General features: G+C 40.2%; 18 protein-coding genes and 1 pseudogene. All 19 read right to left on the bottom strand.

From position 1 onward, the window contains the following. Positions 1 to 5: 5 nt before the first annotated feature. Positions 6 to 3,467: a SusC/RagA family TonB-linked outer membrane protein gene (locus QSE00_RS09815; protein WP_286105797.1), complete on the bottom strand. Its 3,462-nt coding sequence runs from the start codon at positions 3,465 to 3,467 to the stop codon at positions 6 to 8. A gap of 232 nt (positions 3,468 to 3,699) precedes the next feature. Next, positions 3,700 to 4,842: a FecR family protein gene (locus tag QSE00_RS09810; RefSeq protein WP_110357060.1), complete on the bottom strand. Its 1,143-nt coding sequence runs from the start codon at positions 4,840 to 4,842 to the stop codon at positions 3,700 to 3,702. Positions 4,843 to 4,905: 63 nt separating this feature from the next. Then, entirely contained in the window at positions 4,906 to 5,490 is a 585-nt protein-coding gene (locus QSE00_RS09805; RefSeq protein WP_181422907.1) for an RNA polymerase sigma-70 factor, read from the bottom strand. 297 nt (positions 5,491 to 5,787) lie between these two features. After that, a complete protein-coding gene (gene iolG, locus QSE00_RS09800) occupies positions 5,788 to 6,798 on the bottom strand; it encodes an inositol 2-dehydrogenase (protein WP_286105796.1) in 1,011 nt (336 codons plus the stop codon). Positions 6,799 to 6,841: 43 nt separating this feature from the next. Then, entirely contained in the window at positions 6,842 to 7,747 is a 906-nt protein-coding gene (locus QSE00_RS09795; RefSeq protein WP_286105795.1) for a sugar phosphate isomerase/epimerase family protein, read from the bottom strand. Positions 7,748 to 7,759: 12 nt separating this feature from the next. Beyond that, positions 7,760 to 9,235, bottom strand: coding sequence for a CoA-acylating methylmalonate-semialdehyde dehydrogenase (locus QSE00_RS09790; protein WP_286105794.1), 1,476 nt, complete (start codon positions 9,233 to 9,235; stop codon positions 7,760 to 7,762). 37 nt (positions 9,236 to 9,272) lie between these two features. After that, the gene (locus tag QSE00_RS09785; RefSeq protein WP_258364877.1) at positions 9,273 to 10,871 is read right to left on the bottom strand and encodes a solute:sodium symporter family transporter; all 1,599 of its coding nucleotides are present in this window, start codon (positions 10,869 to 10,871) and stop codon (positions 9,273 to 9,275) included. Positions 10,872 to 10,890: 19 nt separating this feature from the next. Beyond that, a complete protein-coding gene (iolD, locus tag QSE00_RS09780) occupies positions 10,891 to 12,750 on the bottom strand; it encodes a 3D-(3,5/4)-trihydroxycyclohexane-1,2-dione acylhydrolase (decyclizing) (RefSeq protein ID WP_110357064.1) in 1,860 nt (619 codons plus the stop codon). 100 nt (positions 12,751 to 12,850) lie between these two features. After that, positions 12,851 to 13,864 (bottom strand): 5-dehydro-2-deoxygluconokinase, encoded by a 1,014-nt coding sequence (gene iolC / locus QSE00_RS09775; protein WP_286105793.1) that lies wholly within the window; start codon positions 13,862 to 13,864, stop codon positions 12,851 to 12,853. A gap of 6 nt (positions 13,865 to 13,870) precedes the next feature. Beyond that, positions 13,871 to 14,746 carry a 5-deoxy-glucuronate isomerase gene (gene iolB, locus QSE00_RS09770; RefSeq protein WP_286105792.1) on the bottom strand — a complete coding sequence of 292 codons (876 nt, stop codon included), beginning with the start codon at positions 14,744 to 14,746 and terminating at the stop codon, positions 13,871 to 13,873. 10 nt (positions 14,747 to 14,756) lie between these two features. Continuing rightward, positions 14,757 to 15,698 (bottom strand): class II fructose-bisphosphate aldolase, encoded by a 942-nt coding sequence (locus QSE00_RS09765; RefSeq protein WP_286105791.1) that lies wholly within the window; start codon positions 15,696 to 15,698, stop codon positions 14,757 to 14,759. Positions 15,699 to 15,948: 250 nt separating this feature from the next. After that, positions 15,949 to 17,589: an alkaline phosphatase PafA gene (gene pafA / locus QSE00_RS09760; RefSeq protein ID WP_286105790.1), complete on the bottom strand. Its 1,641-nt coding sequence runs from the start codon at positions 17,587 to 17,589 to the stop codon at positions 15,949 to 15,951. 37 nt (positions 17,590 to 17,626) lie between these two features. Further along, entirely contained in the window at positions 17,627 to 18,574 is a 948-nt protein-coding gene (locus QSE00_RS25355; RefSeq protein WP_459076837.1) for a phytase, read from the bottom strand. A 72-nt stretch (positions 18,575 to 18,646) separates the two neighbouring features. Next, positions 18,647 to 19,678, bottom strand: a pseudogene (locus QSE00_RS25350) (phytase); the annotation flags it as partial. Positions 19,679 to 19,682: 4 nt separating this feature from the next. Then, positions 19,683 to 20,105 carry a PepSY-like domain-containing protein gene (locus tag QSE00_RS09750; RefSeq protein WP_110357069.1) on the bottom strand — a complete coding sequence of 141 codons (423 nt, stop codon included), beginning with the start codon at positions 20,103 to 20,105 and terminating at the stop codon, positions 19,683 to 19,685. Positions 20,106 to 20,159: 54 nt separating this feature from the next. Continuing rightward, positions 20,160 to 21,404: a sensor histidine kinase gene (locus tag QSE00_RS09745; RefSeq protein WP_146216335.1), complete on the bottom strand. Its 1,245-nt coding sequence runs from the start codon at positions 21,402 to 21,404 to the stop codon at positions 20,160 to 20,162. Next, the gene (locus tag QSE00_RS09740; RefSeq protein WP_286105789.1) at positions 21,401 to 22,078 is read right to left on the bottom strand and encodes a response regulator transcription factor; all 678 of its coding nucleotides are present in this window, start codon (positions 22,076 to 22,078) and stop codon (positions 21,401 to 21,403) included. The genes QSE00_RS09745 and QSE00_RS09740 overlap by 4 nt, the downstream gene beginning before the upstream one ends. A 138-nt stretch (positions 22,079 to 22,216) precedes the next feature. Beyond that, positions 22,217 to 23,209 (bottom strand): purple acid phosphatase family protein, encoded by a 993-nt coding sequence (locus QSE00_RS09735; protein ID WP_286105788.1) that lies wholly within the window; start codon positions 23,207 to 23,209, stop codon positions 22,217 to 22,219. Between the two features lie 32 nt (positions 23,210 to 23,241). After that, entirely contained in the window at positions 23,242 to 26,007 is a 2,766-nt protein-coding gene (locus tag QSE00_RS09730; protein WP_146216336.1) for a TonB-dependent receptor, read from the bottom strand. Positions 26,008 to 26,360: the final 353 nt, after the last annotated feature.

The raw sequence follows: 26,360 nt of genomic DNA, 5'->3' as shown, positions 1-26,360 counted from the left end.
TGCTATTAAAAATCGATTTGTAAATTTAGCGTATATGTTCTGGTGCTGGGATAGGACATATTCTCTATACCGGGCTGCAGGGTACCACCAGCAACCGATACCGTTTCCGGATCAAAATGGGGGTTGTCCGTCCATAGTGCCAAATTCCTGCCTGTCAAGGACAATCTTGCCTTACTGATAGGAAGCTTGTCTATAATTTTATTGGAAAGGCTATAGCCCAATGTAACTTCGCGCAATTTGGTATAGGAAGCATCGTATTTGGCCGCCTCTACATTATCCCGCTCATAGTAACGGTTATTATAGGTTCTAACATCCACGTTTATTGTGTTGGGTGTATATACCCCTGGGGATGTCTCCAAAACCCCTTCAGCAACAATTCCTGTTTCCCTTCCTTCCAAGGTCTCTTTTAATTGCCCGGAAGTGGAACCTATGGTTTTGGTCCTGGACACTACTATTCCTCCCTGTCTAATATCGAACATAAATCCAAAATCCACGGACTTATATTTGAAGCTATTAAGTATCCCCAAGGTATAATCCGGGGCATAATCACCTTGGTACACCAAATCGTCCGTCCTAATGGGGATACCACTGTTATTTACGATCATTTGACCATAATACTCACTGTTCTCGTCTTCTACACGTTGAAATCCCCGTCCGTAAATAGCACTAATGGAGCCACCTTCCCTAGCTTGGATAAAAACGCTGTTCCTTTCGGTAAGCGTATAATCTATACCCCCCAGATCGGTAACCTCACTCCTATTCCTTGAATAGTTGAACATGGCATTCCAACTGAAATTCTCAGTCCTAACGGGCACAACGTTCAACATGGCCTCAAAACCATAATTCCTTACTTCTCCCGCGTTGATCAACTTACTGGTATATCCACTGGAGATATCCGTACTTATGGGTATGATCTGATTTTTGGTACGCCCATCATAATAGGTGGCATCCAAATTAAGCCTACTTTGAAACAAGCGGATATCGGCACCAATCTCATAAGATGATGTAATCTCCGGTTTCAAATTGGCATTGGGGATCAAGGAGGATTCCGTTAAAATTGGGTTATCCCCAAAAGGTGTTTCGTTGGTAAAGAAACTGGACAACTTATAGGGGTCCGTATCATTACCTACCTCGGCATAGGCCGCCCTTAATTTTGCAAAAGAGACAAAATCGGGCATTTTAAACATATCACTAGCTATGGCACTTAAAGTAACCGAAGGATAGAAATAGGAATTATTATCGGTAGGTAGGGTACTGGACCAATCGTTACGGCCAGTTACATCCAAAAAAAGTAAATTATCATAGGCGAACCTGGCAAAACCATAGAGACTGTTGATTCTCTTCTGTTCATTGTTGGTATATACCTCCAACGGTCTCCTCGTATTATTAAAGGAATATACGCCAGGGTTGATCAACTGGGGGGCAACGGTCTGGGTGTACTCCTGCTTCTGACGAAATTGATTTCCACCGGCCGATATATTCAGGTTCCACTTTTCATTAAAGGTTTTATCATAAGATAATAGGAAATCTGTATTGGATTCCTCAAAGAACACATTGTCTTCCCTATAATAACCTAGAGGGAAGCGCTGGGTACTAAACGCTCTTTTTTTGGTCCTGAGATCGCGATAAAAATCCCTTCCGGTCCTTACCATTAAGTTCCAATTATCATTGATCTCGTAATTGGCACTAATATTCCCGTATACCCTGTCCTTGTTCTGTGAATTGGTATTCTCATACACGTTGAAGAAAGGGTTGTCATGATAATTGTAATTATAGTTGAACTGTTGCAGGTCTTCCCTACCAGGCATCCAATAATCCCTCATACTGTTGGTGTTCAATTGCCTACCGTACCAAATAAAGAGATACATGATACTTTCCGTACCATAGCTTAGGGAAGGCCTATTGTCACTGTCGGATTTTACATAATTTACATTGGTATTGATCGTTAATTTGTCGGTCAGGTTTAGACCTGTATTCAAATTAAAAGTATTTCGCCTAAGGTCTGTATTGGGTACTATGCCCTCTTGGTCCAAATTTTGGTAGGAGAACCTTATATTGCCAAGGTCCCCGGATTTGGAAATGGCTATACTATTGGTCTTGGTGTACCCTGTATTAAAGAAGTCCATGGTATTGTCCGGCATGGACACCCATGGTGTTGGGGTAATTGGCGAATCGCTCACTAGATAGTCCCCTCCTCTTGTTCCATCCGCCCTGGGGGAATCAAACTGTGGGATCATCAGTCCGGTATCCAACCTGGGGCCCCAACTTTCGTCAACACCATCGGCGATACCGCTTCCACTTCCATCGACAAATGCAAACTGTTGGTTGTTGCCTTGGCCGTATTCGTTTTGCCAATCGGGCAATAACAAAACACTTTCCATGGTTATACCGGAATTAACGGAAACTCCCAATTGACCTTTTTTGCTATTCCCTTTCTTGGTCGTTATAATAATGGCCCCGTTTGCCGCCCTAGCTCCGTACAAAGCCGCTGCAGCCGGTCCTTTTAGAACGTTTATGGATTCTATATTCTCTGGGTTTATTTCCGAAGCCCCATTTCCATAATCCACATCCTGTGTTCCAGAACCGCTGGACCCTACAATTTCATTGCTAATAGGAGTACCATCCACAATGAACAAAGGGGAATTCCCATTAATGTTCAGCGAGGCATCGCCCCGTATGGATACTCTGGCAGAACCTCCCAATCCGGAAGGGCTGTTGGTAATCTGTAGACCGGCCACCTTTCCAGAAATGCCATTTAAAAGATTGGGTTCCCTAGCCCCGGATACCTGATCGCCATCGAGCTCCTGGGATGCATATCCTAGGGATTTCTTTTCCCTCTTAATGCCCAAGGCAGTTACTACCACTTCACTTAAACCCGTAGCACTCTCTTGCAAAGTAATAGAGACATTGGTCTGCCCATTTAGTGCCATTTCTTTACTGGTAAACCCTATATAGGAAACCACTAAAGAGGCGTTTGGCCCATTTACATCCAAGGAGAAATTACCGTCAAAATCGGACTGGGTACCATTGGTTGTTCCCTTTTCCAATACATTGGCTCCAGGCAAGGGACTACCATCACTGTCCAAAATAGTACCATTTACCTTAAAAGGCTGGTTCAAATCCACCTTTTTTTCTTCCTCTTTACTGGTGGAAGGGATATTTTTTTCAGGCTTGAGTACAATTTGTTTATCCAATACCTGATAGGCTATGTCCATATTGGAAAACATTCTATCAAGAATTTTGGTAACCAATTCTTTGTTAGCCTTCACAGAGACAATCTTTTTATAATCCACCTCCTTATCATTATACATGAATTTGAATTCTGTAAGCGACTCAATTCTGTTCAACACACTTTCAATACTTACATTTTCGAGGTTCAAGGTAACCTTGGCCTTTTGACCATAAGTTTCGTTTGCATGAATTTGAAAAAGCGAAACGACAAGTAACAGTGAGGTAGTAAGTTTCATTTTCAAATCATATTGTAGCCGAAAACGGGATTTCCTCCCCGGCTTGATCAGGTTTTTCATATTTTTGTAATGTTTTACGTGGTTAATTAATTTAATCACAGCTTATCGGGAAGTGTTGGCGCACTTTCCGATTTTTTTTTGCCTTTACACCTTGTAGTTAAAGTGTCCGAAAAAAAATTGTGATCTGTTTAAATTTTGAAAAGTCTAATTCATTGGCAGTTGGTTTGTTTTGTTAGTTGATAATTATTTGTCTGTTGTTGATTTTATAATCCATTTCGTAGGTGATATTGAACGTTTTAAATACTTGATCTATAGTTTCAACATCAAAACTTGCCGTAAACAATTCTTCATTGAGTTCAAGGTTATTGTTCACTATCTCTACATTATAATGCCGCTCCAATTTTTTTACAATGTTCTTAAAGGGCACATGTCTCAAAATAATTTTTCCATTAAGCCAATCGGTGTGCATAGCTACATCCGCTTCTTCCACCAAAATTTGATTATTGTATTTGTTCCATTCAGCTTTAAATCCAGGTTCCAATAAAGAAGCATTGGCAGAATCAAAAGTGTCCTTTTTATTATAAACTGAAACCGACCCCTCCAAAAGGGTCGTATTGACAAATTGATCTTCCGGATAGGAGGATAAATTAAATTTTGTCCCAAGCACACGTACATTAAGCTGGTTTGTATTTACTATAAATGCATTTACCGAGTCCTTGGTAACATTAAAAAATGCTTCCCCATCCAGAAAAACCTGTCTGTTCATCGCTTTTAAAAAATGTACTGGATACTTAAGGGATGTTCCGGAGTTAAGGGTTACCTGCGTACCATCGGAAAGCAATAAATCAAATCTTTTGCCATAAGGTACGGTGAGGGTATTATAAACCAATTCCTCTGTGAAACCACTATTGTTTTTATAGACCAATTGGGATCCTTGCTGTGCTCCTACCAAATTTCCTTCGGAATCCACAACTTTGGCCTTACCATTTTCCGAAATAACCTCTACGGTTCCATCATCCAATTGCAAGGTAATGGCATCCTCGGAAATTATTGGGGCAGAAGTGGAATCGATAATATTGTCCTTAAAAATATAGGTTACCCCTACAAGAAGTGAAAGAACAGCGGCGGATTTCAATATTGCCACTGGAATGCGACGTTTATTTTTGGGGCTAGGATTTTGGGTCTTGACAATACCGTGGTAGGAAGCATCCAAATCCCCATCCACATCATCCATGGTGGATGCCATATATTCGGCTTTGGCCTCAAAGTATCTTTTGGTATTTTGATCGGAAGAAACAATCCAATCCTGAACTTCCTTTTCCTCCTTTGAAGTAGCAGTACCCCTTAAGTATTTAGATATTTTTTGATCTAGCATCTTCCTGTGTTCTATTAAAAAGACGACTCAAAAAAGACTTACACCTAGTGCTGGATCATAATTTTATTGGGAAACAGAGATAAATTCCCTTAAATGAAGCCTCATATGCCTAAGGGCACTGGCTATATGGCTATCTACCGTTTTGTGTGAAATGCCCATCTGCTCTGCTATTTCACTATGCCTTAAACCTTCTAGTCGGCTCTTTTTAAAAATATTTTTACATTTTTTCGGCAACAAATCTATGCTCTGTACAATTTTGCTTTCCAATTCATTTTCAAGTAACAGGGAGGCAGTTTCATCCTGAATAAAATTATATTGGATTTCAGATTTTATGCGATAACTATTATCTATATAATTCCTTTTAACCCTTTCGTGCTTCAATTGGTCCAGGCACAAATTCTTGGTCATGGTATATAAGTAACCATTAATATTGGTCACTTCGCCCAAAGATTCTTTATTTTCCCATATTTTAAGGAATACGTTCTGTACTATACTTTCGGCTTCCTGTTGGTAGAGTAGATAGCCTTTTGCAATTTGCACCAGTTTTTTATAGTAGAGTCTGAACAAGGTCTCAAAAGCATATTTCTCTCCCTTTTCCAAAAGGGAAAGAAAAAGCTCATTGTTGATATTAGGCTGGCCTTTTTTCAACTTATTTGTGGGTTTTAATATTCGGATATTCGGCTGTATCAAATTACCAATTCGGAAAGCATCCACTTCCCATGAATTTGGCCTACCGATAGCCCTAAATTTTCCCCATCACCATCCTGGTCATTTTAAATTTATTAGGTAATGCCCTCCAGCCCGATTTTTTTTCCCAGTAGCATCCCAACCATTGATAAATACAAATTCACCACAATTTAACAAAAAATTATAATTTAACCAAGAATCAATTTTTTTTACTCTATATATAATTATCGATTTTAGAATTTCTTAGTTTTAAAGATATTAATGGCCTATTTCTGCAATTTTTACCGGCCTATTTTCCTTTAATGATTTTATGGCCGCCAAGCCTATTTGCAGTGAACGAAGCCCATCGGTACCATCTACGGCCATGGTCTTGCCGTTTTTTAAACTGGCTACATAACTGGCCATTTCGCATTTGTAGGCTGCCGCATACCTTTCCAGGAAGAAATGGAGGGGCAGTGATCCAACTATTCCCTGTTTGGTATACAGCCTATGTGAATCTTCATAATTGTTATCGGCCTGAGCCATTCCTTTGGAACCAAATACTTCTATTCTTTGGTCATAACCGTAGGCGGCTTCCCTGCTATTGTCTATTACGGCCATGGTACCGTCGGTATAGGTCAAGGTTACAATTGCCGTGTCTATATCCCCGGCCTCACCTATAGCGGGATCGACCAATACAGCTCCTTTGGCATATACTTCCACTACCTCCTTGCCCACCACAAATCTGGCCATATCAAAATCGTGAATGGTCATATCCAAAAAAAGGCCTCCGGATTGTTGTATATAACTTACCGGTGGTGCACCTGGATCCCTACTTGTAATCTTTACCAAGTGGGGCTCTCCAACAGCTCCTTCTTTTACGAGCTCATGAACCTTTCTAAACTCTTTATCGAACCTACGGTTAAAACCCAACATCAATTTAATATTGGTTTCTTTGACCACTTTTAAAACCTCTACCACTCTCTTAATGGATAGATCCAAAGGTTTCTCACAAAAAACATGGATTCCCGCTTTGGCGGCCATTTCCACATAATCGGCATGGGTATCGGTTGGGGAACAGATGACCACGGAATCGAAAGCGGCAATAGCCAATAGCGCTTCATAGGTATCGGTTATATGAGGTATGTTCTTTGCTTTTGCATATTCCCTACATTCTTCCATGGGGTCCATTACGGCTACCACTTCCACATCTTCCATCTGTAGTAAATTTTCCAAATGGATCTTTCCTATCCTGCCCAACCCTGCTACGGCGAATTTAACTTTTGTCATCGTTTTATATTTCTTAATGATAGTTTTCTCATTGTTTATTTAACTAAAGCCCCAAGGATTTTATATAATCCCTATTGGCCTGCGCACATATCTTTGGGTTTCCCATGCCGGGTAAAATATCCTGCTCCACTACGATCCAATCGTTGTACTTCATATCTTCCAACAATTTTACAATGGATTGAAAATCCACCGCACCTTTCCCCAGTTCACAAAACACCCCACGTTTAATGGCATCAAAATAATCCCCATTGGCCTCTTGGGAAGCCTGTGCCGCATCCGGACTGTAATCTTTAAAATGGACATGCCATATTCTATCCCCGTACTTTTTCAAGGCATTTGCCGGATCTCCTCCGCCAAATGCATAATGCCCCATATCCAAACACAGGCCCAACAATTTCGGGTCGGTCAATGCCATAAGCTTATCAATTTCCGCGGGAGTTTCTACATAACCTGCACAATGATGGTGGAACACCGTCTTAATACCATAGGCATCCTTCACGGCCTTGGCAATCCTTTCCGCACCACCGGCATATACTTTCCACTGTTCTTCAGTGAGGCCCATCGCGGGGGTAATCCTCCCTGCATTTTTGGTGCGTTCCGGTACGGAACCATTATCATCTGCCAATACAATAAAGGAATTTTTATAACCGGCATTGAACATAAGCTCCGCCACTTTAAGAGCCGAACTTACCCCGGCTTCATGACGGTCTGTCTTGGCCAAGGCTACGGGCACGAAGGCACCCAAAAGCTCCAAATGCCTTTTATCCAACTCTGCTTTCAAAAGACCGGGAGTAGTGGGCATATAGCCCCAATCTCCCAATTCCGTACCTATATATCCTGTTTCCTTAATTTCGTCCAGTACCTGTTCAAAACCTATCTCTTCAGATTTTTCTTCCAGGTCAAATTCCAAGGCGCCCCATGAACAGGGAGCATTTGCGATTTTCATCATGTTATGATCCAATTAAAATTTTCTTGACCAAATGTTCGGCCATCTTTCTATAATCACCTTGGTCTGTGTAAAGAACTCTATGGCATGTTTGCCCTGACCGTGCAGGTCGCCAAAGAAGCTATCCTTCCAACCACTAAAAGGGAATTGTGCCATGGGAGCCGCTACCCCTATATTGATCCCTATATTTCCGGCATCGGCCTCATTTCTAAACCTTCGCGCATTGGCACCGCTACCGGTAAACAAGCAAGCCATATTGCCGTAATTGCCTCCATTCACAAATTTCAGGGCATCCTCTATATTTTTCATGGATATCAAACTCATTACCGGACCAAAGATCTCTGTTTTGATCAATTCCTTGTCCAAGGCTACATCCTCCAAAATGGTAGGATTTAGGAAGTTTCCTTTTTCATAACCCGAAATTGAGGCATTTCGGCCATCCAAAAGCACTTTGGCACCTTCATCTATGCCCTTTTGTATCAAGCCGGTTATCCTTGCCTTGCTTTCCGGAGTAATTACAGGTCCCATATTTATTTCCCTATCCAGACCATATCCGGTAGTACGGGATTTAACGGTTTCATAAAGGGCCTCTTTAATCTGTCTTTTTTGATCATCAACCGTAATGATCGTAGAGGCGGCCAAACATCTTTGTCCCGCACATCCATAAACAGAATCCGCGATTATTCTGGTGGACATTTCTATATCCGCATCGGGTAGGATCACTACAGGATTTTTGGCACCGCCCTGTGCTTGGACCCTCTTGCCATTGGCTGTTCCTTTGGAGTATATATATCTGGCAACAGGGGTACTTCCTACAAAACTCACCGCCTTAACGGTCGGATGTTCCAAAATGGCATCCACAGAGTCCTTACCACCGTGCACTAGGCTAACAAGACCCTTTGGAATATCCAATTGATCAATAAACTCAAAAATCTTCATCATGGTTATGGGCACCTTCTCCGAAGGCTTTACCACAAAGGCATTGCCCGTGGCAATGGCATATGGCAGGAACCAAAAAACGATCATACTTGGAAAGTTGAACGGGGTTATACAAGCTGCCACGCCAATGGGCTGCCTTATCATCATCTCATCTATTCCCGTAGCAATATCCTCAATAACGTCGCCGGCCATTAGCATTGGTGTCCCACAGGCCACCTCGATATTTTCGATGGCCCTTTGTATTTCCCCCACAGATTCCCCATAGGTTTTCCCGGACTCCTTGGTAATGATCTCTGCCAGCACTTCGGTGTTCTCTTCCATAAGGGCCTTAAGGTGATAAAGTACTTGAACCCGTTTTATTACAGGTACTTTACTCCATTCCTTATAGGCCTTGGAGGCGGTTTCTACGGCCAAATCAACATCCTTCCGGGTATCTTTTCCATAAGGCACCTTGGCCAAAACTTCCTGTGTGGCCGGGTTTACAATGTCAATAGTCTCTTTAGAGGTACTTGGGGTCCAAACACCATCGATATAATTTTTTAGAATTTCCATTTTTTTGTTGTTTATAATTTTTTTGAACATAGCAATGCTACTGGTTGTTCCAGAGCAAAACATAGATTAGAATAGTAACAGCACACAACCCAATGGACATGGGAATGGTATACTTCCAAGTAGTCAGGTTTACGGCGCCAACATCGGTAATTTCGTACTTGTTCCTGTTGGGATAAAAATGGGATACCGAATACATAATAGCTACGTTCAGCAAGAATTCTATTCCCCATAAATGAACAAAATGAATACCGTGGCTGGTATAGCCCCAAGTCATGAAAATGTAAAAACAGAGCCCAAATATCAGGGCCACCTTAGCCCCGGTTGCCGAGACTTTTTTCATAAAGAAACCTGCCAATAAAATAGAAGCGATGGGAATGAAAAATATCCCGTTAAGTTCTTGCAGCAATTGATACAATCCGTCGGAGGCATTGGCTACCATAGGCGCGGCAAAAATTGCCATTACCGCTAAAATGGCGGAAGTAACCTTTCCTATCCTTACAAGTTTGGTATCACTGACATCTTTTGCAATATGTTTTTTATAAATATCCATACTGAACAGGGTAGCCACAGAATTCAATACCGAATTAAAGGTACTCAATACCGCCCCCATGATTACGGCTGCAAAAAAACCTATCAACCAAACGGGCAATACCTTTTTCACCAATTGTGGATACACAGTATCCTGTTGGTCAAAGTAAGTGTCCTGAAAATAATAGTAGCATATTACCCCGGGCAACACAATTATCAAGGGAATCAAGATCTTAAAAAGACCGGTTATCAGAAGTCCCTTTTGGGCCTCCTTCAGATTTTTTGCCCCTAAGGCCCTTTGTATGATCGTCTGGTTCATTCCCCAGAAATACAGCTGATTAATGATCAGGCCTGTAAACAAAACTTCAAAGGGCAATACAGAATCCCTTGCCCCTACCACATTGAATTTCTCGGGGGCATATTCGTATACCTTTACCAATCCGTCCCAGATATTGTTATCCCCTATGGCCATCAATGCCAATATTGGTATTAAAAGACCTCCCAACAGGAGTCCAAATCCATTAATGGTATCGGAATAGGCAACAGCCTTTAACCCCCCAAAGATGGCATATATAGACCCTATGACCCCAATAATGACCACTGTTATCCACAACCCCTCGGATTTACTGACCCCTAAGGTTTCCGAAACACCAAACAGACTTTCAATGCCTATAGCCCCGGAATACAAAACGATAGGGAGTAGGGTCACCACAAATGAAAATATAAGAATAGCGGCCACCATGGTCCTTGTCATTCCGTCAAATCTACTTTCCAAAAACTGGGGTATGGTGGTCAATCCCATTTTTAAATACTTGGGTACGAAAAAAATAGCTGCAATAACAAGGGCTATAGAGGAGGTAACTTCCCAGGCTATTACAATAAAACCGTTTACATAGGAATTACCGTTCATCCCGATAAGATGTTCCGAAGAAATATTGGTCAGCAACATAGAACCTGCAATGACGATCCCGGTTAGACTCCTACCTCCCAAGAAGTACCCATCGGACGATGTTAAATTGGTTTTCCTAAGACTGTACCACGTAAAAAAGGCAACTCCTCCGGTAAAAACCAAGAATGAAGTTAAAATAATGATGAGTTCGGAATTCATAAGATTGGTTGGTTATGGTCTATAAATAATATTTCTGGGTCTTCTTGTTCTCCCTATAGGTTTCCAAAGATTTTTTAACCTCATCCTTCTCGGATACTTCGGCAACCGCAACATCCCACCAGGCAAATCCAGGAACCGCTTTTTTACGGTCCACCTCAATGTATATTACCGTGGTCCTGTCTATAGTCTTGGCCTTTTTAAGGGCGGAATTCAACTCTTTGGCATTGGATGCTTTAATAACATGGGCCCCCATACTTGCAGCATTGGCCGCATAATCTATAGGCAACAGGCCTCCGTCCAATTGATCGGTCTCTTCATTTCTATACCTGTAATAGGTCCCGAACCCTTCACTACCAAGGGAACTGGATAAGCTTCCTATACTGGAATAGCCATCATTGTTCAAAAGAATAATGGTCATTTTCTGTTTTTCTTGGATCGAGGTTACAATCTCCTGGGACATCATTAGGTAGCTACCATCACCGACCATTACATATATCTCGCTATCCGGGCGGGCCATTTTGGCTCCTAGGCCACCTGCAATCTCATAGCCCATACAGGAATATCCATATTCCAGATGGAAGCCTTTGGGATTTCTGGTCCTCCATAATTTATGAAGGTCCCCAGGCAAGCTACCTGCGGCACAAATAACGATATCTTCTGGCTTGGAAAAGGAATTTACCGCTCCGATCACTTCTCCTTGAAATGCCGGCACCTCATTCTTTTCTGCATAGATATCCGCAACAAATTGATCCCAGCTTTTATTGAATTTTTCTACTTTTTCACGATAATCCGTGCTTACTTTAAAATTGGACAGTTCATTATCCAAAGTTTCCAATATGGCTTTGGCATCACCTACCAATGGCAGTGCACCATGCTTAAAGGAATCGAATTCAGTAATATTTATATTGATAAAACGCACATTGGGATCTTGAAATGCCGATTTGGAGATGGTCGTAAAATCACTATATCTGGTACCTACCCCTATGACCAGATCGGCTTCCCTTGCCATTTCAATGGCACCCGGTGTACCGGTTACCCCTGCTGCCCCCAAATTTTGCGGTTCGCTATAATCCAAGGATCCCTTCCCCGCAAAGGTTTCGGCAACGGGAACCCCCGTTCTATTGACCAATTTTTTCAATATTTTAGTGGCATCGCTATAAATAGTGCCACCTCCTGCTATGATGATAGGTCTTTTACTATCCTTTATTTGTTGTACCGCCCTGGACAAGAGTGTTTTATCGGGCATAGTCCTTCCTATATGCCATACGCGTTTCTGAAACATTTCCACAGGGAAATCGAAGGCTTCGGCCTGAACATCTTGTGGAATGCACAAGGTTACGGTACCCGTTTCGGCCTGTGAGGTCAAAACACGCATCACCTCGGGCAAGGCCGTAATCAACTGTTCCGGTCTATTGATCCTGTCCCAATATTTGGATACTGGTTTAAAACAATCATTGACGGATATATCCTGACTTATGTTCGATTCCAATTGCTGCAAAACCGGGGCAACCTGTCTGGTAGCAAAAATATCACCGGGAATTAGGAGGACAGGAATCCTATTAATGGTTGCCGCTGCCGCTCCGGTGAGCATATTGGTAGCTCCTGGCCCAATAGAGGATGTACAGACCAAGGTCTGCAACCTATTCTTTACTCGTGCAAAGGCCGCAGCCGTATGCACCATACCTTGTTCATTCCTGGCCACATAAAATGGAAAATCGAGATTTTGATGTAAAGCCTGTCCTATTCCCGCTACGTTTCCATGTCCCAAAATCCCCAGACAACCGGCAAAAAATTTGTTCTGAATACCATCGCGTTCTACATATTGGTTCTTTAGATATTCAATGGTGGCCTGGGCCACTGTAAGTCTTTTTGTTTTCATCTGTTCTTCTTTATTTGTTTTAATAGGTCAGATGGAATGCCCTGAGAACATATCGGTTGACTTGATAAAGCCGTTAATGGGCATTTCATTGCTTATTGAATTAAAATCCTCCCTTTTGATTGATAAAGTCCATGGATTCCTCCAGAGTGGGCATAAAGTTGGCACAACCTTTTTTAGTGACTACCTGGGCGCCACTGGCATTGCCCATTCGGCAAGCCTTTTGCAAATCCCATCCTTGAAGGATCCCATATAAAAAACCGCTGGCAAAGGCATCCCCTGCTCCCAGAACATTCAAAACCTCAACTGGAAACCCGGGAACATCCTCCCTGGATCCATCCTTTTGGTATATACTGGCTCCTTTTTCCCCACGCTTCACGATCAGGGTCTCTATGCCGGAAGATAGTAGTTGCTTAATAGATACATCTATGTCACCTTTGATTTCCGGGGCGGAAATCTGTTGTTCCTTTATAGTCACTTGGGAGGCATTGATCAGGGTGGCGGCCAGAATCTCCTCTTCCGTTCCAATGGCCATTTTAACCCTAGGCAAAATAGCCCTAACCGTCAGCCCAAAGGCCCTGTAATCGTGCCATTGGTCCGCCCTAAAATCCAAGTCGAGCACAACATCAACATCATTTCTATTGGCTATTTCAGTGGCGTAAAAAGTAGCACTCCTAGTGGGCTCTATATTAAGTGCGGTACCATTGATCAACAATATTTTATAGTCAGGAATATTGGCTTTGTCCACGTCATCTATATCTACATGGCTATCGGCCGCATTATCCCTGTAATAGACCAAGGGAAATTTATCCGGAGGTTCAATTCCCAACACTACCGCACTGCTCCTAGTCCCATTTTTTACGGGAATACAATGGGTGTTTACCCCTTCCCCATCCAGGAAGTTCAGGATAAACTCGCCAACCTTGTCATTGCCAACCGCGGTCAAAAGACTGGCATTGACACCCAATCTTGCACATCCCACGGCTATATTTAGGGGCGACCCCCCCACAAAGGCATCGAAGCCCTTTATATCATTGAAGGGAGCGCCAATATTCTGTGAATAAAGATCTATACTGGATCTTCCAAACGTGATTACATCAAATTTTTTATTGCTCATTTCCAATTATTGTTTATTCATTTCCGCGGTTACCAAGGGCAATCTTTTATCTTTCGAAGTCCATGAATTGTAGATCCATTCATGATCAGGATCTGTGGTATTGGCCAAACACTGATCGGTGCCGGCCAGAAAATTTAGATAGTAGCAATGAAATCCGTGTTCCGCTACTACGGGATGAAAACCTTTGGGTATCAGCACCACATCGTTATGTCTTGGCCTAACGATCTCGTCCAACGACCTATCCTTTGTATATACCTGCTGTATGGCGTAGGCCTCCGGCTTTTGAAACTTATAAAAATAGGTCTCCTCCTGAATTGGCTCCAAAACGGTTCCTTCTGCATCTACAAGGCGCTCATCATGTTTGTGGGCGGGAAAAGAACTCCAATTGCCAGAGGGAGTATATACTTCCCGCACTACTATTTTACTACAACCAAATCCTGGGGGTACCAGATCATTGAACTGCCGTGTGGCATTATCCCCTCCAAAAATTACCACGGGGGTATCCTCAGGGGTCACAAACTTGGCCGGAAAGTCCTCATCTACCTGGCACCAACCGTATCCAATATCCAAGGTATCGCTCAGGGCCGTCAATCTAAATTGGCTATTGCGCGATAGATACAAGGTATGTGCCACTCCACTAAAAACATCCTTTCGGCCATTTTTGGTTTCCCAATTGCCCTGATTACTTTCCACCTTGTAATTACCGCTCAAAAGCACTATCACCATTTCGTTGTCCTGGGTATCATATTCCCAGGTTTCACCCTTGGACATTATCCTGGCCTCAAAATTGAGGTATTTCCAATTGGCCGATTTAGTTGTGATCTGATGGTATATTCCTGTTTCTGATTTTGGCTTTATCTGCAAATGTGAGTTGTGTTCCATAATTTTTATCTTAAATGTTCATGTCGCTTACTTTCCCCGTGGCGCCCAAGAGATCAAACTTTTCCAGCATAAATTTTTCGTATTCTGCCATATAGGTCTTCCCTGGAATTACAGGATCGAAGAGTTGGGGCGTATCCCTAAAAAATTCCCTATGCACCCGTGTCCACAACAATCTGGTATCTGTGGCGATATTGATCTTGCACACCCCATAGGCAATAGACTTGACAATCTCCTTGGGCGAAACCCCGGAAGCGCCTTCGTTCAGGCTTCCCCCTGCCCTGTTGATCCGTGCTATTTCCTCCAAATTAACGGCAGAGCCACCATGTAATACTATCGGAAATTTTGGCAACCTCCTTTGGATCTCCTCCAAAATTTTAAACTGAATACCACTGCCTCCAGAAAATTTGTAGGCCCCATGACTGGTACCTACGGCGACCGCCAAACTATCACACTCTGTTAATTCCACAAATTCCTGTACTTCTGACGGCTGGGTGTATTTGGCATATTTTTCGTCTATGGACAGATCATCTTCCACCCCGCTCAGCACTCCAAGTTCGGCCTCAACAAATATGTTTTTTTTATGAGCTTCCTCCACCACTGCCTTAGTTCTTTTCACATTATCCTTAAAACTATCATGGGAAGCATCGATCATTATAGATGTATAATCATTGGATCGTATCGCGTCAAAAGCATGTTCCTCGTTCCCATGGTCCATATGTACGGCATACACCGCTTTGGGATATATTTTGGATGCCGCATTGATCATGGCAATAAGCATGGCAGGATGGGCGTAGTTCCTTGCCGCTGGCGTTATTTGGACAATAAAAGGGGCCTTGGCCCTTGCTCCCGCACTAAAGAGTCCGAGAACCTGTTCCATGGTAAAAACATTGACGGCTGCAATGGCATATTTTCCATAACAGTGTTCAAAAAATATCTTTGGTGATAGGTGCATAAATATTTGAGTATTAAAAGTACCAAAGCATCAAGCTACTATAAATAAACGATAAAAATTACCCTTTAGAAAACAATTAATACCAAAAAAACATGCAAAGGTTTGCATTATATGCAAAATTACCTTACCAAAGGGTATTGGATTGGCAATAGCCGTCCTGAAGAGGTTAAGGACAAATACATTAAGAAAAAGCCTTTAAGCCAAACTGAATGCAATTACTCTTTAAAGCAACCAATAAATCAGCTTTTACCTACTCTTTAAACAACTCCTCGATAGGTATACCAATACAGGCACTTGGAAATTTTATTCCCAACAACATAGATATGGTTGGAGCTATATCCGTAATACTATATTTTCTTGTTGAGGAGCCTTTGGGAATATTATTTCCATACCATAACAAGGGCACATGGGTATCATAGCTATAACCCGTGCCATGCTCGGTACCATATTTCCTTTCCTTGGCCCAGGAAGGATTAAACAATACAACAATATCGCCAGATCGTTTCATATGAAAACCCCGCTGTACCATGCCTTTCTCGTCCGATGTATATTCCAGCTTTTCAAGATCATTGCGTAGCAATACCTGAAAAACACTCTCTATTTTATAAAGTTCCTTTTTACTCTCTTCCAAAACAACATTGAAATCAAGTTGATTGGACGCTATCTTCCTCATATCCAAAAACAATTGCCCATTGGACATATTTTCAACCAAACCTTCCACCTTGAAAACTGTCTCCAATCCTTTGTTTACTTTAGCTACTATGTTTTCCGAACTGTAATATCCTGCAGGTACTTTATTATTTATTAGATATTGGGGTACGTCGGTGGCAGCATGATCTGCAGTTAAAAAGAAGGTGTAGTTTCCTTCGCCCACTTGTGCATCCAATTTACGTAATAAGGAAGCAATATCTTGATCCAATCTTAAATAGGTATCCTCTATTTCAATAGAATTTGGACCAAAGGCATGGCCAATTTTATCAGTACTTGAAAAACTTATCGCCAAAAAATCGGTTTCCGCTCCCTGACCCATTTTTTCGCTTACCAGGGCTTCACCGGCCAACATAGCCAATATTGTATTTCCAAATGGAGTTTCTTGAAAAATGTCGAATTTATCTTCATCGGATAGTTTTCTGAATTCATAAGGGAAAGAGGCGTTGTTTTTATGATGAAAAACTTTTTCATAGGCTTGCTCATCAATAGTGCTCTCAGTATAGCTACCTATGGGCCGTATAGTTTTCCAACCATTTTTCAACAATGATTTTACATACCCTTTCTTATTGAATTTTTCAACCCATGCCGGAAGTTCTTGTTTGTAATAAGTACTTGATATAAAGTTTCCAGTTTGAGCATCATACCAATATGATCCATCTGACATATGTCCGCCCGGTAAAATGGCACCTCTATCCTTTAAAGAAATGCTTATTACCTTCGACTTACCATCATTTGACAATTGCAATTCATCCGTAATTGTTGTCGACAACATTTTTTGCGGCGAACGTTGCCCACTAGACCCTTCCCCTCCTATCGTTTGTGTGCTATAATCGTCTACATTATTAATTTCCTTTTTTAAAGTTCTATCATACCATTCATTTGCAATGATACCATGGTACTTTGGGGTAGTACCTGTATAAACTGATGCATGACCTGGGGCTGTTTTAGTGGGAATGTAATTGTAATGTGTATTTCTACATACAAATCCACCATTCATTAAGCGTTTAAAGCCATCATCGGAAAATTTATCTTGAAATCTATTTAGATACTCTGCTCTCATTTGATCAACAATAACACCAACAACAAGTTTTGTTTTTGCTTGAGGTTGTTGCGAAAAGCTGTTTACTGAATAGAGGCAACATAATACTATGAATAAGGTATGTTTAGTTAGTCCATGCATGTTTAAATGAGGTTTAATATTATTTAAATGTAATTGATTATTTTAAATCGTCTCCAGCTATATCGCGCCAGTCGTATATATGAAATGTTTTATCTGTAGACATTGCAACAAACATTCCTTTGGGGAATTCATCCCCCAAACTAACGGAAGTTACTTCTGAACCATCGCTTTCAAGTGTCATTAATTCTACGGATTTAATATACTTGTGATTATGTGGGTTCCCTTCAGAACCTTCTCTAGAAAATATATTAAAGGTATTTTGTTGTTGGTCAGATATTAAAATATAGCCCGTTCCATTGTCCTTCTTATAAATGCTAATGCCTTCAATATCCCTACCAAATTCCTTTGTTCCAAATAAGGCCAATTCTTCATCTCCTTTGGCAGGATCTGCATGGTATTTACGAATCCCGAAATTTTCGTCCGAACAATACACATAACCTAATTCATTATCTACCGCAATGGCTTCAATTTCTTTTATTCCACTGTAGTTGCCAAAATCCCTGATTTTAGTAAGCTTCACTTTCCCTTTACCGTCATTATCTATACGGTACTGACATAGATAACCCTTTGAGGGTCCATCTTTAGGCCCTACAATAGCATATAATATTCCATCTTTGGGATTCTTGAACAAAGCAACTCCCATTGGATCTTTCTTTTCTCTGTCCTCAAAAACAGCCAATCCACCACCATCAATGGGCTTCATATCGGGCACACTAAAAATCCGTAGTTGATTTTTGCTCCTTTCCGTCGTTACAGCAATATCTATAGATTTACCATTTAAATTGTATCCATAAGCAATATCTACGTTGTTTGGCCTTTGAAGATCTGTAACACCTTTATCTTTAATGATTTTTCCCTGCAAATCAAAAACGTATAAACCACCACCATCTTCTTTGTCGGTGCCAATTATTAAGCTTTGGGAAGGATCGTTTTTATTTACCCAAATAGCAGGATCATCTGTATCAAAAACTACTTTTGCCGTTATATACTTAGGTTTTATAGCGTTTTTGGTATGCTGGGGCAGACCATCGGGTGCAATTATTAAATCGTCACCAGCAATATCTTCCCAAGCATATAGCTGAAAGGTTTTATCATCTGACATAGCCACGAACATTCCCTTGGGAAACAAATCGCCCAAGGATGCATTTGTAACCTCGGAGCCATCACTCTCCATAGTTGAAACATCAATAGATTTTACCAATACATGATGGTGTGGATTATCTGCTTTTCCTTCCCTAGAGAATAATTGAAATTTATTGGCTTGTTGATCGGAAACAATTATATAACCTGTGCCAATATCCGTTGTATAAATACTTATCCCCTCATGGTCTCCAGTAAAACCTTCTGTCGCGAAAAGTGCCAACTCCTCATTGCCCTTGTCCGTATCAGCATAATATTTACGTACCCCTACTCCTTCATCGGAATAATAAACATAACCCAATTCATCATCAACTACTATGGCTTCAATTTCCTTTTTTCCACTATATTTTCCAAAAGCCCGTACTTTTTCGGCAATAATATTTCCGTTTTCATCTCCCTTTAATTCGTATTGCCAAATATACCCATCCAGTGGCCCAGACTTTCTTCCAACAAAGGCATATACCTTGTCTTCCGGATTTTTATATAATGAAACCCCCATAGGGTCCCTTTGCCCTTCACCTTCAAAAACTTCAATGCCCCCATTGTCCAAAGGTGTCATTTCTGGAAGCCTAAATATTCTTATTTTATTGGTAAGGCGTTCCGTAACAACCGCAATGGAAAATTCTTCCTCACCCAGTTCAAACTCTTCAATGTCCACATTGTTTGGGCGCTTTAAACCTCTTACCGTTTTATCCTCAAGGATATTACCTTTTAAATCGTAGACATACAAGGCGCCGTCCTCATTTTTATCCGTTCCCAGTATTAAACTTTGGGAGGGATCCTCCTCATTTACCCAAATGGCTGCATCATCTGTATCATGTTTTACAGCCTGCGTAGTGATTTTTGGTTTTATCGCGTTCTCTGAAATAGTTGGTTTTGACTCACAAGCACTAATCAACATAGCGCATATTAAACTTAAGAGACTGGCTGCTGGGTTTGTTATCCTCATAATGTTAAATCTTTTTTCTTAAAATTTTTCCTGAATCGTTAAAAAGTATATCGTAAATTTTATCTCCTTTTTTAAGATCTATTTCATAAAATATCTGGTCATCCGCTGTTTTCACCAACTCGATATCTATAATTGAGTAATCACTTAATTTTTCAGCTATCGTATTGGATATGGCTACTGGAAGTTCACTTTTACCTATTTCCAATTCAGTTTCAAGCCAGTTCCCCGCTTTATCAAAATAAGAGGTGTAATTGAAGCCGTCCAGGGTGTAATGCAACCTGTATAGTTCTCTTTTCAGACTCCATTCAATATTGTGAGCTGAAGGCTCGAGTTCCAAGAATTTAAGTTGAACCTCTCTTGGAACGGTTTCCTTGTTACATGAACAAACCATAAACCCTATAAATACTATTAAAATTACTTGCTTCATATTTTATGTTTAGTAAACTTATGGGTTAATTCTGTAGAGAATCTGTCTATAATATTAAAAGTTCAAGTCAAAATTATGTAGTCCATTTTCATAGCTATACTTTAGCTGAATATTATATGCTAAACAAATTTTATTTATTATGGATAGCCCTAAGCCCAATGAATTTTTGTTTGATCTATTAAACCTTCTAAATTGATAGGTATCTATTTTGGATTGATTTCCGCTATTTGAAAACCTAATACAATTTTGCAATGTAATTATGTGTATTTTACCATTTGCAGTATTATGTTTAATGGCATTTCGTATCAAATTTGACACTAAAATCTCTATAAGGTTGGGATTAATATCAAAGTATATTTGTTGTTCTAATTCCGTTTCTATCATTAGCCCATTAAGCTCAATGACTTCTATATAGTGCTGAACTTGGCTCTTTACCACTTCCGTTATATCTATTTTCTCTGAATTATCATAAGCACCAGATTCAATTTTAGCCAACAAGGTTAGGCCGTGGTTTATTTTTGATAACCGCAAGCAACTATTATAAATTGATTTTAGAGGCTTCAACTCAACATCCGTTAGCTTTTCAGACTGCAAAAGAATTTCGCATTTGTTACGAATTATGGCCAAAGGGGTCTGGATCTCATGTGCGGCATTCTCGGTAAACTCTTTAAGATTAAGGTAATCATAATGAATTTTTTCAATCATAATATTCAACATATTATTGAGCTGATTGAATTCTTGCGTATTCGTCTTGCTGAAGTCTATAGATTGTGTACTTCCAAGTTCATAATTCTTTAAAGTGATAAGTGTTTCCTTAAAAGGCCTCCATAAACCTCTTGAAATAAAAAGGTTACCCAATATAAGAAAGGCTAGCAACCCTAAAAAAACCATTAACATTGGTTTTAATATCTCTACCACCAAAAGGTTCGATTCTATTAACGATTTGAAGATGGAGATGTCATAATAAGCTGTTCCTATTTTGCGAATGACATTTAATTTTCGGTAGGAATGGAATTCATCATCAATAATATCATAGACTATGGTGTCCGTGAACATTAAATTATCTATTTCTTCCTGGTTCGTTGAAATCTTAATTATTTGCTCATAGTTGTTCAAGGCTTCAATAGGAATATCATTGACTAATTGTGTAGTGGCAATTTCTTCCCTGTTTACTAGAAAATCATTGATATCGTTATCAATAACATTATTAAAATTAATGAGGATAATAAAACCGGCAACGGCAAAAAAAAGCAACGAAGCCATGGCATAATAAAGCGATGTTTTAACTAATAATTTCAAACTTTTTGGAATTTGTACCCCACGCCATAAATGGTAGAGAGATAATCGTTACCGCCTGCATTGACAATTTTTTTTCTTAAGTTTTTTATATGACCATAAATAAAATCGAAAGAATCGAACATATCCGTATCATCGCCCCATAAATGCTCCACTATTGATTCCTTGGTTATGACCCTGTTCTCATTACTTATAAAATAAAGTAACATTTGATACTCTTTTTGGGTCAGGGTAATGTTTTTATTGTTTACTACAACTTCATGAGAGACTGTATTTATTTTAATGTCTCCAAAGTCTATAGTATTGTTGCCGTGAAACTGTTTTCTTCTAATTATCGATTTTATTCTGGCATTCAGCTCGTTAAAATCGAAAGGTTTTGTAAGATAATCGTCTGCTCCTATATTTAAGGCAGAAATTTTGTCATCTATGGCACCATGGGCACTTAAAACAATGACTCCAGTATTTTTATTTATTTTTTTTAGATATTCCAAAACTTCAAGCCCGCTGCCATCTGGAAGACCAATATCCAAAATAATGGCGTCATATTCATGCATATATACCTTTTCTTTGGCCAATGACGCTGTGGATACCGCCTCGCATAGAAAGTTTTCCCCTTTAAGGAATTCGATTAAGTCATCCTGAACTTCTTGTTCGTCCTCTATAATTAATAATTTCATGCTAGTTTGTTACCTCTTATTTTATATAATGTTGATTAGAAAAGTATGAAATAATTCCACCCTTATGAATAATAGGTAAAGAAAAAAAAGGTTAGATATCCATCTAACCTCTTGGTCACTGACAAAACTAATTAAACTTCACTCCTTTTTTATTTCCGTGGTATAGATTACATTGCCTTTATAGTTGATGACTTGCACCAACATTCGACTTTTGGTTATAGAAACCGCCATAAACCCCTGAACAGAAGCGGCAAACTTTGATATGCCATCTATCATACCCGTTTTTCTAACTTCTGAACCTGCTCCTGAAATAAAATGATGGGTCTTTCCTTGCGGTTTAATATATTGTAAATCGTGCTCATGTCCTGCAAAATAAACATCTGCATTGCTTCTCTTTAGAATTGGTTGCAGTGAATTTCTTATTTGTTCCGTGTCCTCTATCCGTTTTCCTCCAGAATATAATGGATGATGGCCCGAAAAAATTGTCCAATCTGCTTTTGGCTTTGAGGTAATGATACTATCTATCCATTTTATCTGTTGAGTAGAATCCTGGGTCTTAACATTAACATAGGCCTCTTCCGAATAATATTTCTTTTCGAACGGACAGGTATCCAAAAATAAAAAATCAACATTCAACCCAGTGTCTTCATCATTAAAACTATAGTCATAATATCGTGATGGCATATTCCACCGTTGGCTTTTATAGGTGTATTCTATTTGGGCCTGAGGGTTCCCCCTATAATCGTGATTGCCCAACACTACATGCCACGGAATTTCAAGATGGTATCCTTTATAAATATTTTCAAAGGAAGCCACCCAGTTGGGGTCGTCTATACTTGCCACACCATTAGGGTAAAAATTATCGCCCAAGGCTATAACAAATTCCGAATCTAGGGCCTCTGCAACCTCATCCATTCTATCAGCCACATGTTGTTGGTTATAATAGCCTTTTCGTCCCCAATCCCCAATCACTAGGAAATGTAAAGCATCCTCCAAAACCACTAGACTATCTGTTACTTTATAGTTGTCGACCAAAGGCATCTCATTCCTATCTACCTTTGTGGCGCTACAACTATAACCAAAAAGGAATAGTAGAAATATCGCGGTAAGCTTATTCCAAATGTTTTTCATAGAATATAAATTAAAAATGGCGGAGAATATTTTTAGAAATTAAACCTTATACCCAACCTGCCCCAAGACCCATATCTTGTCCTAAAACTGGGAGTGTTTTTGGTATTGTAAAATTCCCTTTCGTCCTCATCAGTTAGGTTTACCAACTCCAGAAAAGCTGTCAGTTTATTTTTACTAAATGATTGGCTCATGGAAAAATCCCACTGATGTCTACTTTCCACATTAATTATATCCCCACCATCAAACTCACTGATATAAGATCCATTATAATTAAATGACAATCTTGCCTTGAACCCACCAATATTGTAAGCTAGAGCTGCATTACCAATATTATCCGCTTGCCCTGGCAGGTCTATCTCGCTTAAATCTGCCCCTTGTGCAAAATTGGCAACATTGGCTTCAGATGCCGTATGCGTATAATTTAAATATACCACGAGGCCCTTAAGTACGCCGGGCAAAAAGCTTAAATTCTGTTGATATCCTATTTCAAAACCTACTAAGGAGGCATCATCCCCATTCACGGATTGGGTAACCTCTATGTCCGGTATGCCCCTAAAGGTCTGATCTGTAGTTTGCTGATAAATGAAATCATTTAATTTTTTATAAAAAACGCCTCCGGACAGTAGTCCTAGAGTACCAAAATAGTGCTCCCCATAAATATCGAGGTTCGTAGCCCTTACCGGTTTAAGGTCTGGATTAAAAATTGATGCTTCTTCACCGTTAAAAGTTGCTCCTTGAACAAGATCTTGGAAATTAGGTCTGGAATAGGATTTGGTTATGGAAGCACGCAAAATGTCGTTATCGCTTATGTTGTATTTAAGATGAAACATGGGCAAAAGAAAACCATAATCATTGGTCCCACTTACCGGCACAGCTTCTTCGGTCTCTTCGTCCCATTGTCCGGAAGCATAATCAAAATTGGTTTTTTCGTACCTTACCCCGGCTAGGAGCATAAGTCTGTTCAATTGTATTTTGCCCTGTACATAACCGGCAAACACATTTTCTGTTGCCTTGTATTCCTGTAAGGCCTTTTCTTCGGCCGCCTTTGCAAAATCCCCCTCAAAGTCCCCTTTATTACTGTTGAAGTAAGAATTGAATTCATTTCTGTCCGTGAAAGGGCCTACATCCTGATTAAATTCACCATCCATAAACCCAGAATACACATGATTATCCGCAAAATCACTCAAGAAAAGGTCATCATCTCCCTCATACCCATAACTTTCAAATTTGTCCACAATAAAACGTTTGTCCTTGAACCTAAGCTTACCTCCAATTTTCAGCTCGCCTTGCCTTTCAGAAATATTTAAAGGAAAAGCTGCATTTATTTTAGCGGTAGTGTTGTGGTCTTTAGCAGTTGTAACCTCATTTTCCCACTCATCCAATGCTAAAAGGGCCGCATTGCCTACCTGGGCATTTTGCCCATCGTAGGTGAAGCTATTGAGCTTTGGACTATAACGATCGGCGATGTCAAGGCTCCATGTAACATCCTCCGCGTTTTCAAACACCGATTTTTCGTTTGCCTCCGTTTTCTGAAATGCCTCGGAATAGGCTACTTCATAATCCAAAATTACCTTTGACCCAGAGTAATTCCCCCCAAGATTAAAGCTGTACACCCCCTGATTCTCTGGACGATATTTGAGTTCCTTGGAAACCCCATATTCCAAGACATCATCGTCCTCCTCGGATTCCAATTTAAGTCTTCTTCTTTGCTCAACTTCCCTTAATTCACTGTACAAAGTCCTAAAATAAATCTGACTTTTTCCATTAAATTTATAATCCAATGTTGCATTGGCCCCAATGCGTTTTCTAGAGACCTCATAACTGGTAATTTCCACCTCATCCAACCCTTCAGGATTGTCCTTATCCCAACCATCAAATGAATATCTCTCCGAAAATTTTTCGCTAGGCGCGTAACTACCCCCAACTATAAAACCAAACTTATCGTTGTTGGTTCGTTTGCTCAAGGTAACATTCCCTTGAGCAGTTGTCTTCTCCGAAGAATTATTATACTCTCCGCCCAAGGAACCTGAAACCTCCAATTGCTTTTTGTAGGCTGTTGGGGTTTTTAGGTTGACAGAACCTCCAACTGCATCTCCATCCATATCCGGAGTAATGGATTTTGTTATTTCTATTGACGCCAACTGATTGGAAGGTATGGCATCCAAAGCAACAAATCGGGAATCGCCCTCAGGAGAAGGAATTTGTTCTCCATTTATACTAATATTGGTAAACTGTGGAGCCAATCCGCGTACCAATATAAAGCGTCCATCACCTTCATCGCGCTGAAGATTCACCCCAGTTACCCTTTGTAGGGATTCCGCTGAATTCTGATCAGGGAATTTTCCCATTTGATCTGAAGAAACAACATTTTTAAGGTTATCGGCTGACTTTTGCTGGTTTAGTGCCTTAATTTGTCCGTCCAAGGAACCTGCCAAGATTATTTCGTTTAATTGGGTCGCTTCCATTTCGAGTTCAAAATTGACCACCTTGGTTTCCCCTGCTTTAACTTCAACGCTTATAGTCTTAGTTTTTTCCCCTATATAACTAACTTCCAATTCAAAATTACCAGAATTAACAGCAAGGGAATACTCACCATCAAAATTTGTGGTTGTGCCAATATAAGAGCCTACTATTTTTATATTTGCACCTGGCAGTGGATTTTGTGATTCCAGATCTTTTACCGTGCCCCTAATTAATCCCTTGTTCTGAGACTGGGAATAAGCAAAATGGGAAGAACAAAAAATACCGGTCAACAATAGAATTAAAAATATCTTATTTTTACAGTACTTAGATTTCATTTTTGTTGATTTTAGTTGGTTGATATTTAGAATATAAAAATAGGTTTCAATTCTGTTTAAAATCTGTACTGCCAATATTAATAAGTTATTGTTAACTATATTTTGCCGACAAGTAATGTTTTTGTAAACAAAAGGGGGATATATTTGGGTCTTGACCAATTGTTGTGTTTATACAAATATTGTTGGTAGCCTAATTAGGAAGAATTCCGTGTTTTTGACTCCTCTGAACTGGGCCCTCAATGGGTAATGATTTATCGACACTATGTTAGAGTAGACATAATAAAGAACCGGCCTATTTCATAGAGCATTTCACCCAAGTGAAAGCGGCCTGGACGCCGGGGCCGTGGAAAGTG

The organism is Arenibacter flavimaris (assembly GCF_030291335.1).
Lineage (GTDB): Bacteria > Bacteroidota > Bacteroidia > Flavobacteriales > Flavobacteriaceae > Arenibacter.
Note: the sequence above shows the minus strand (reverse complement) of the source record. Positions and strands in the feature narration are given on the sequence as shown.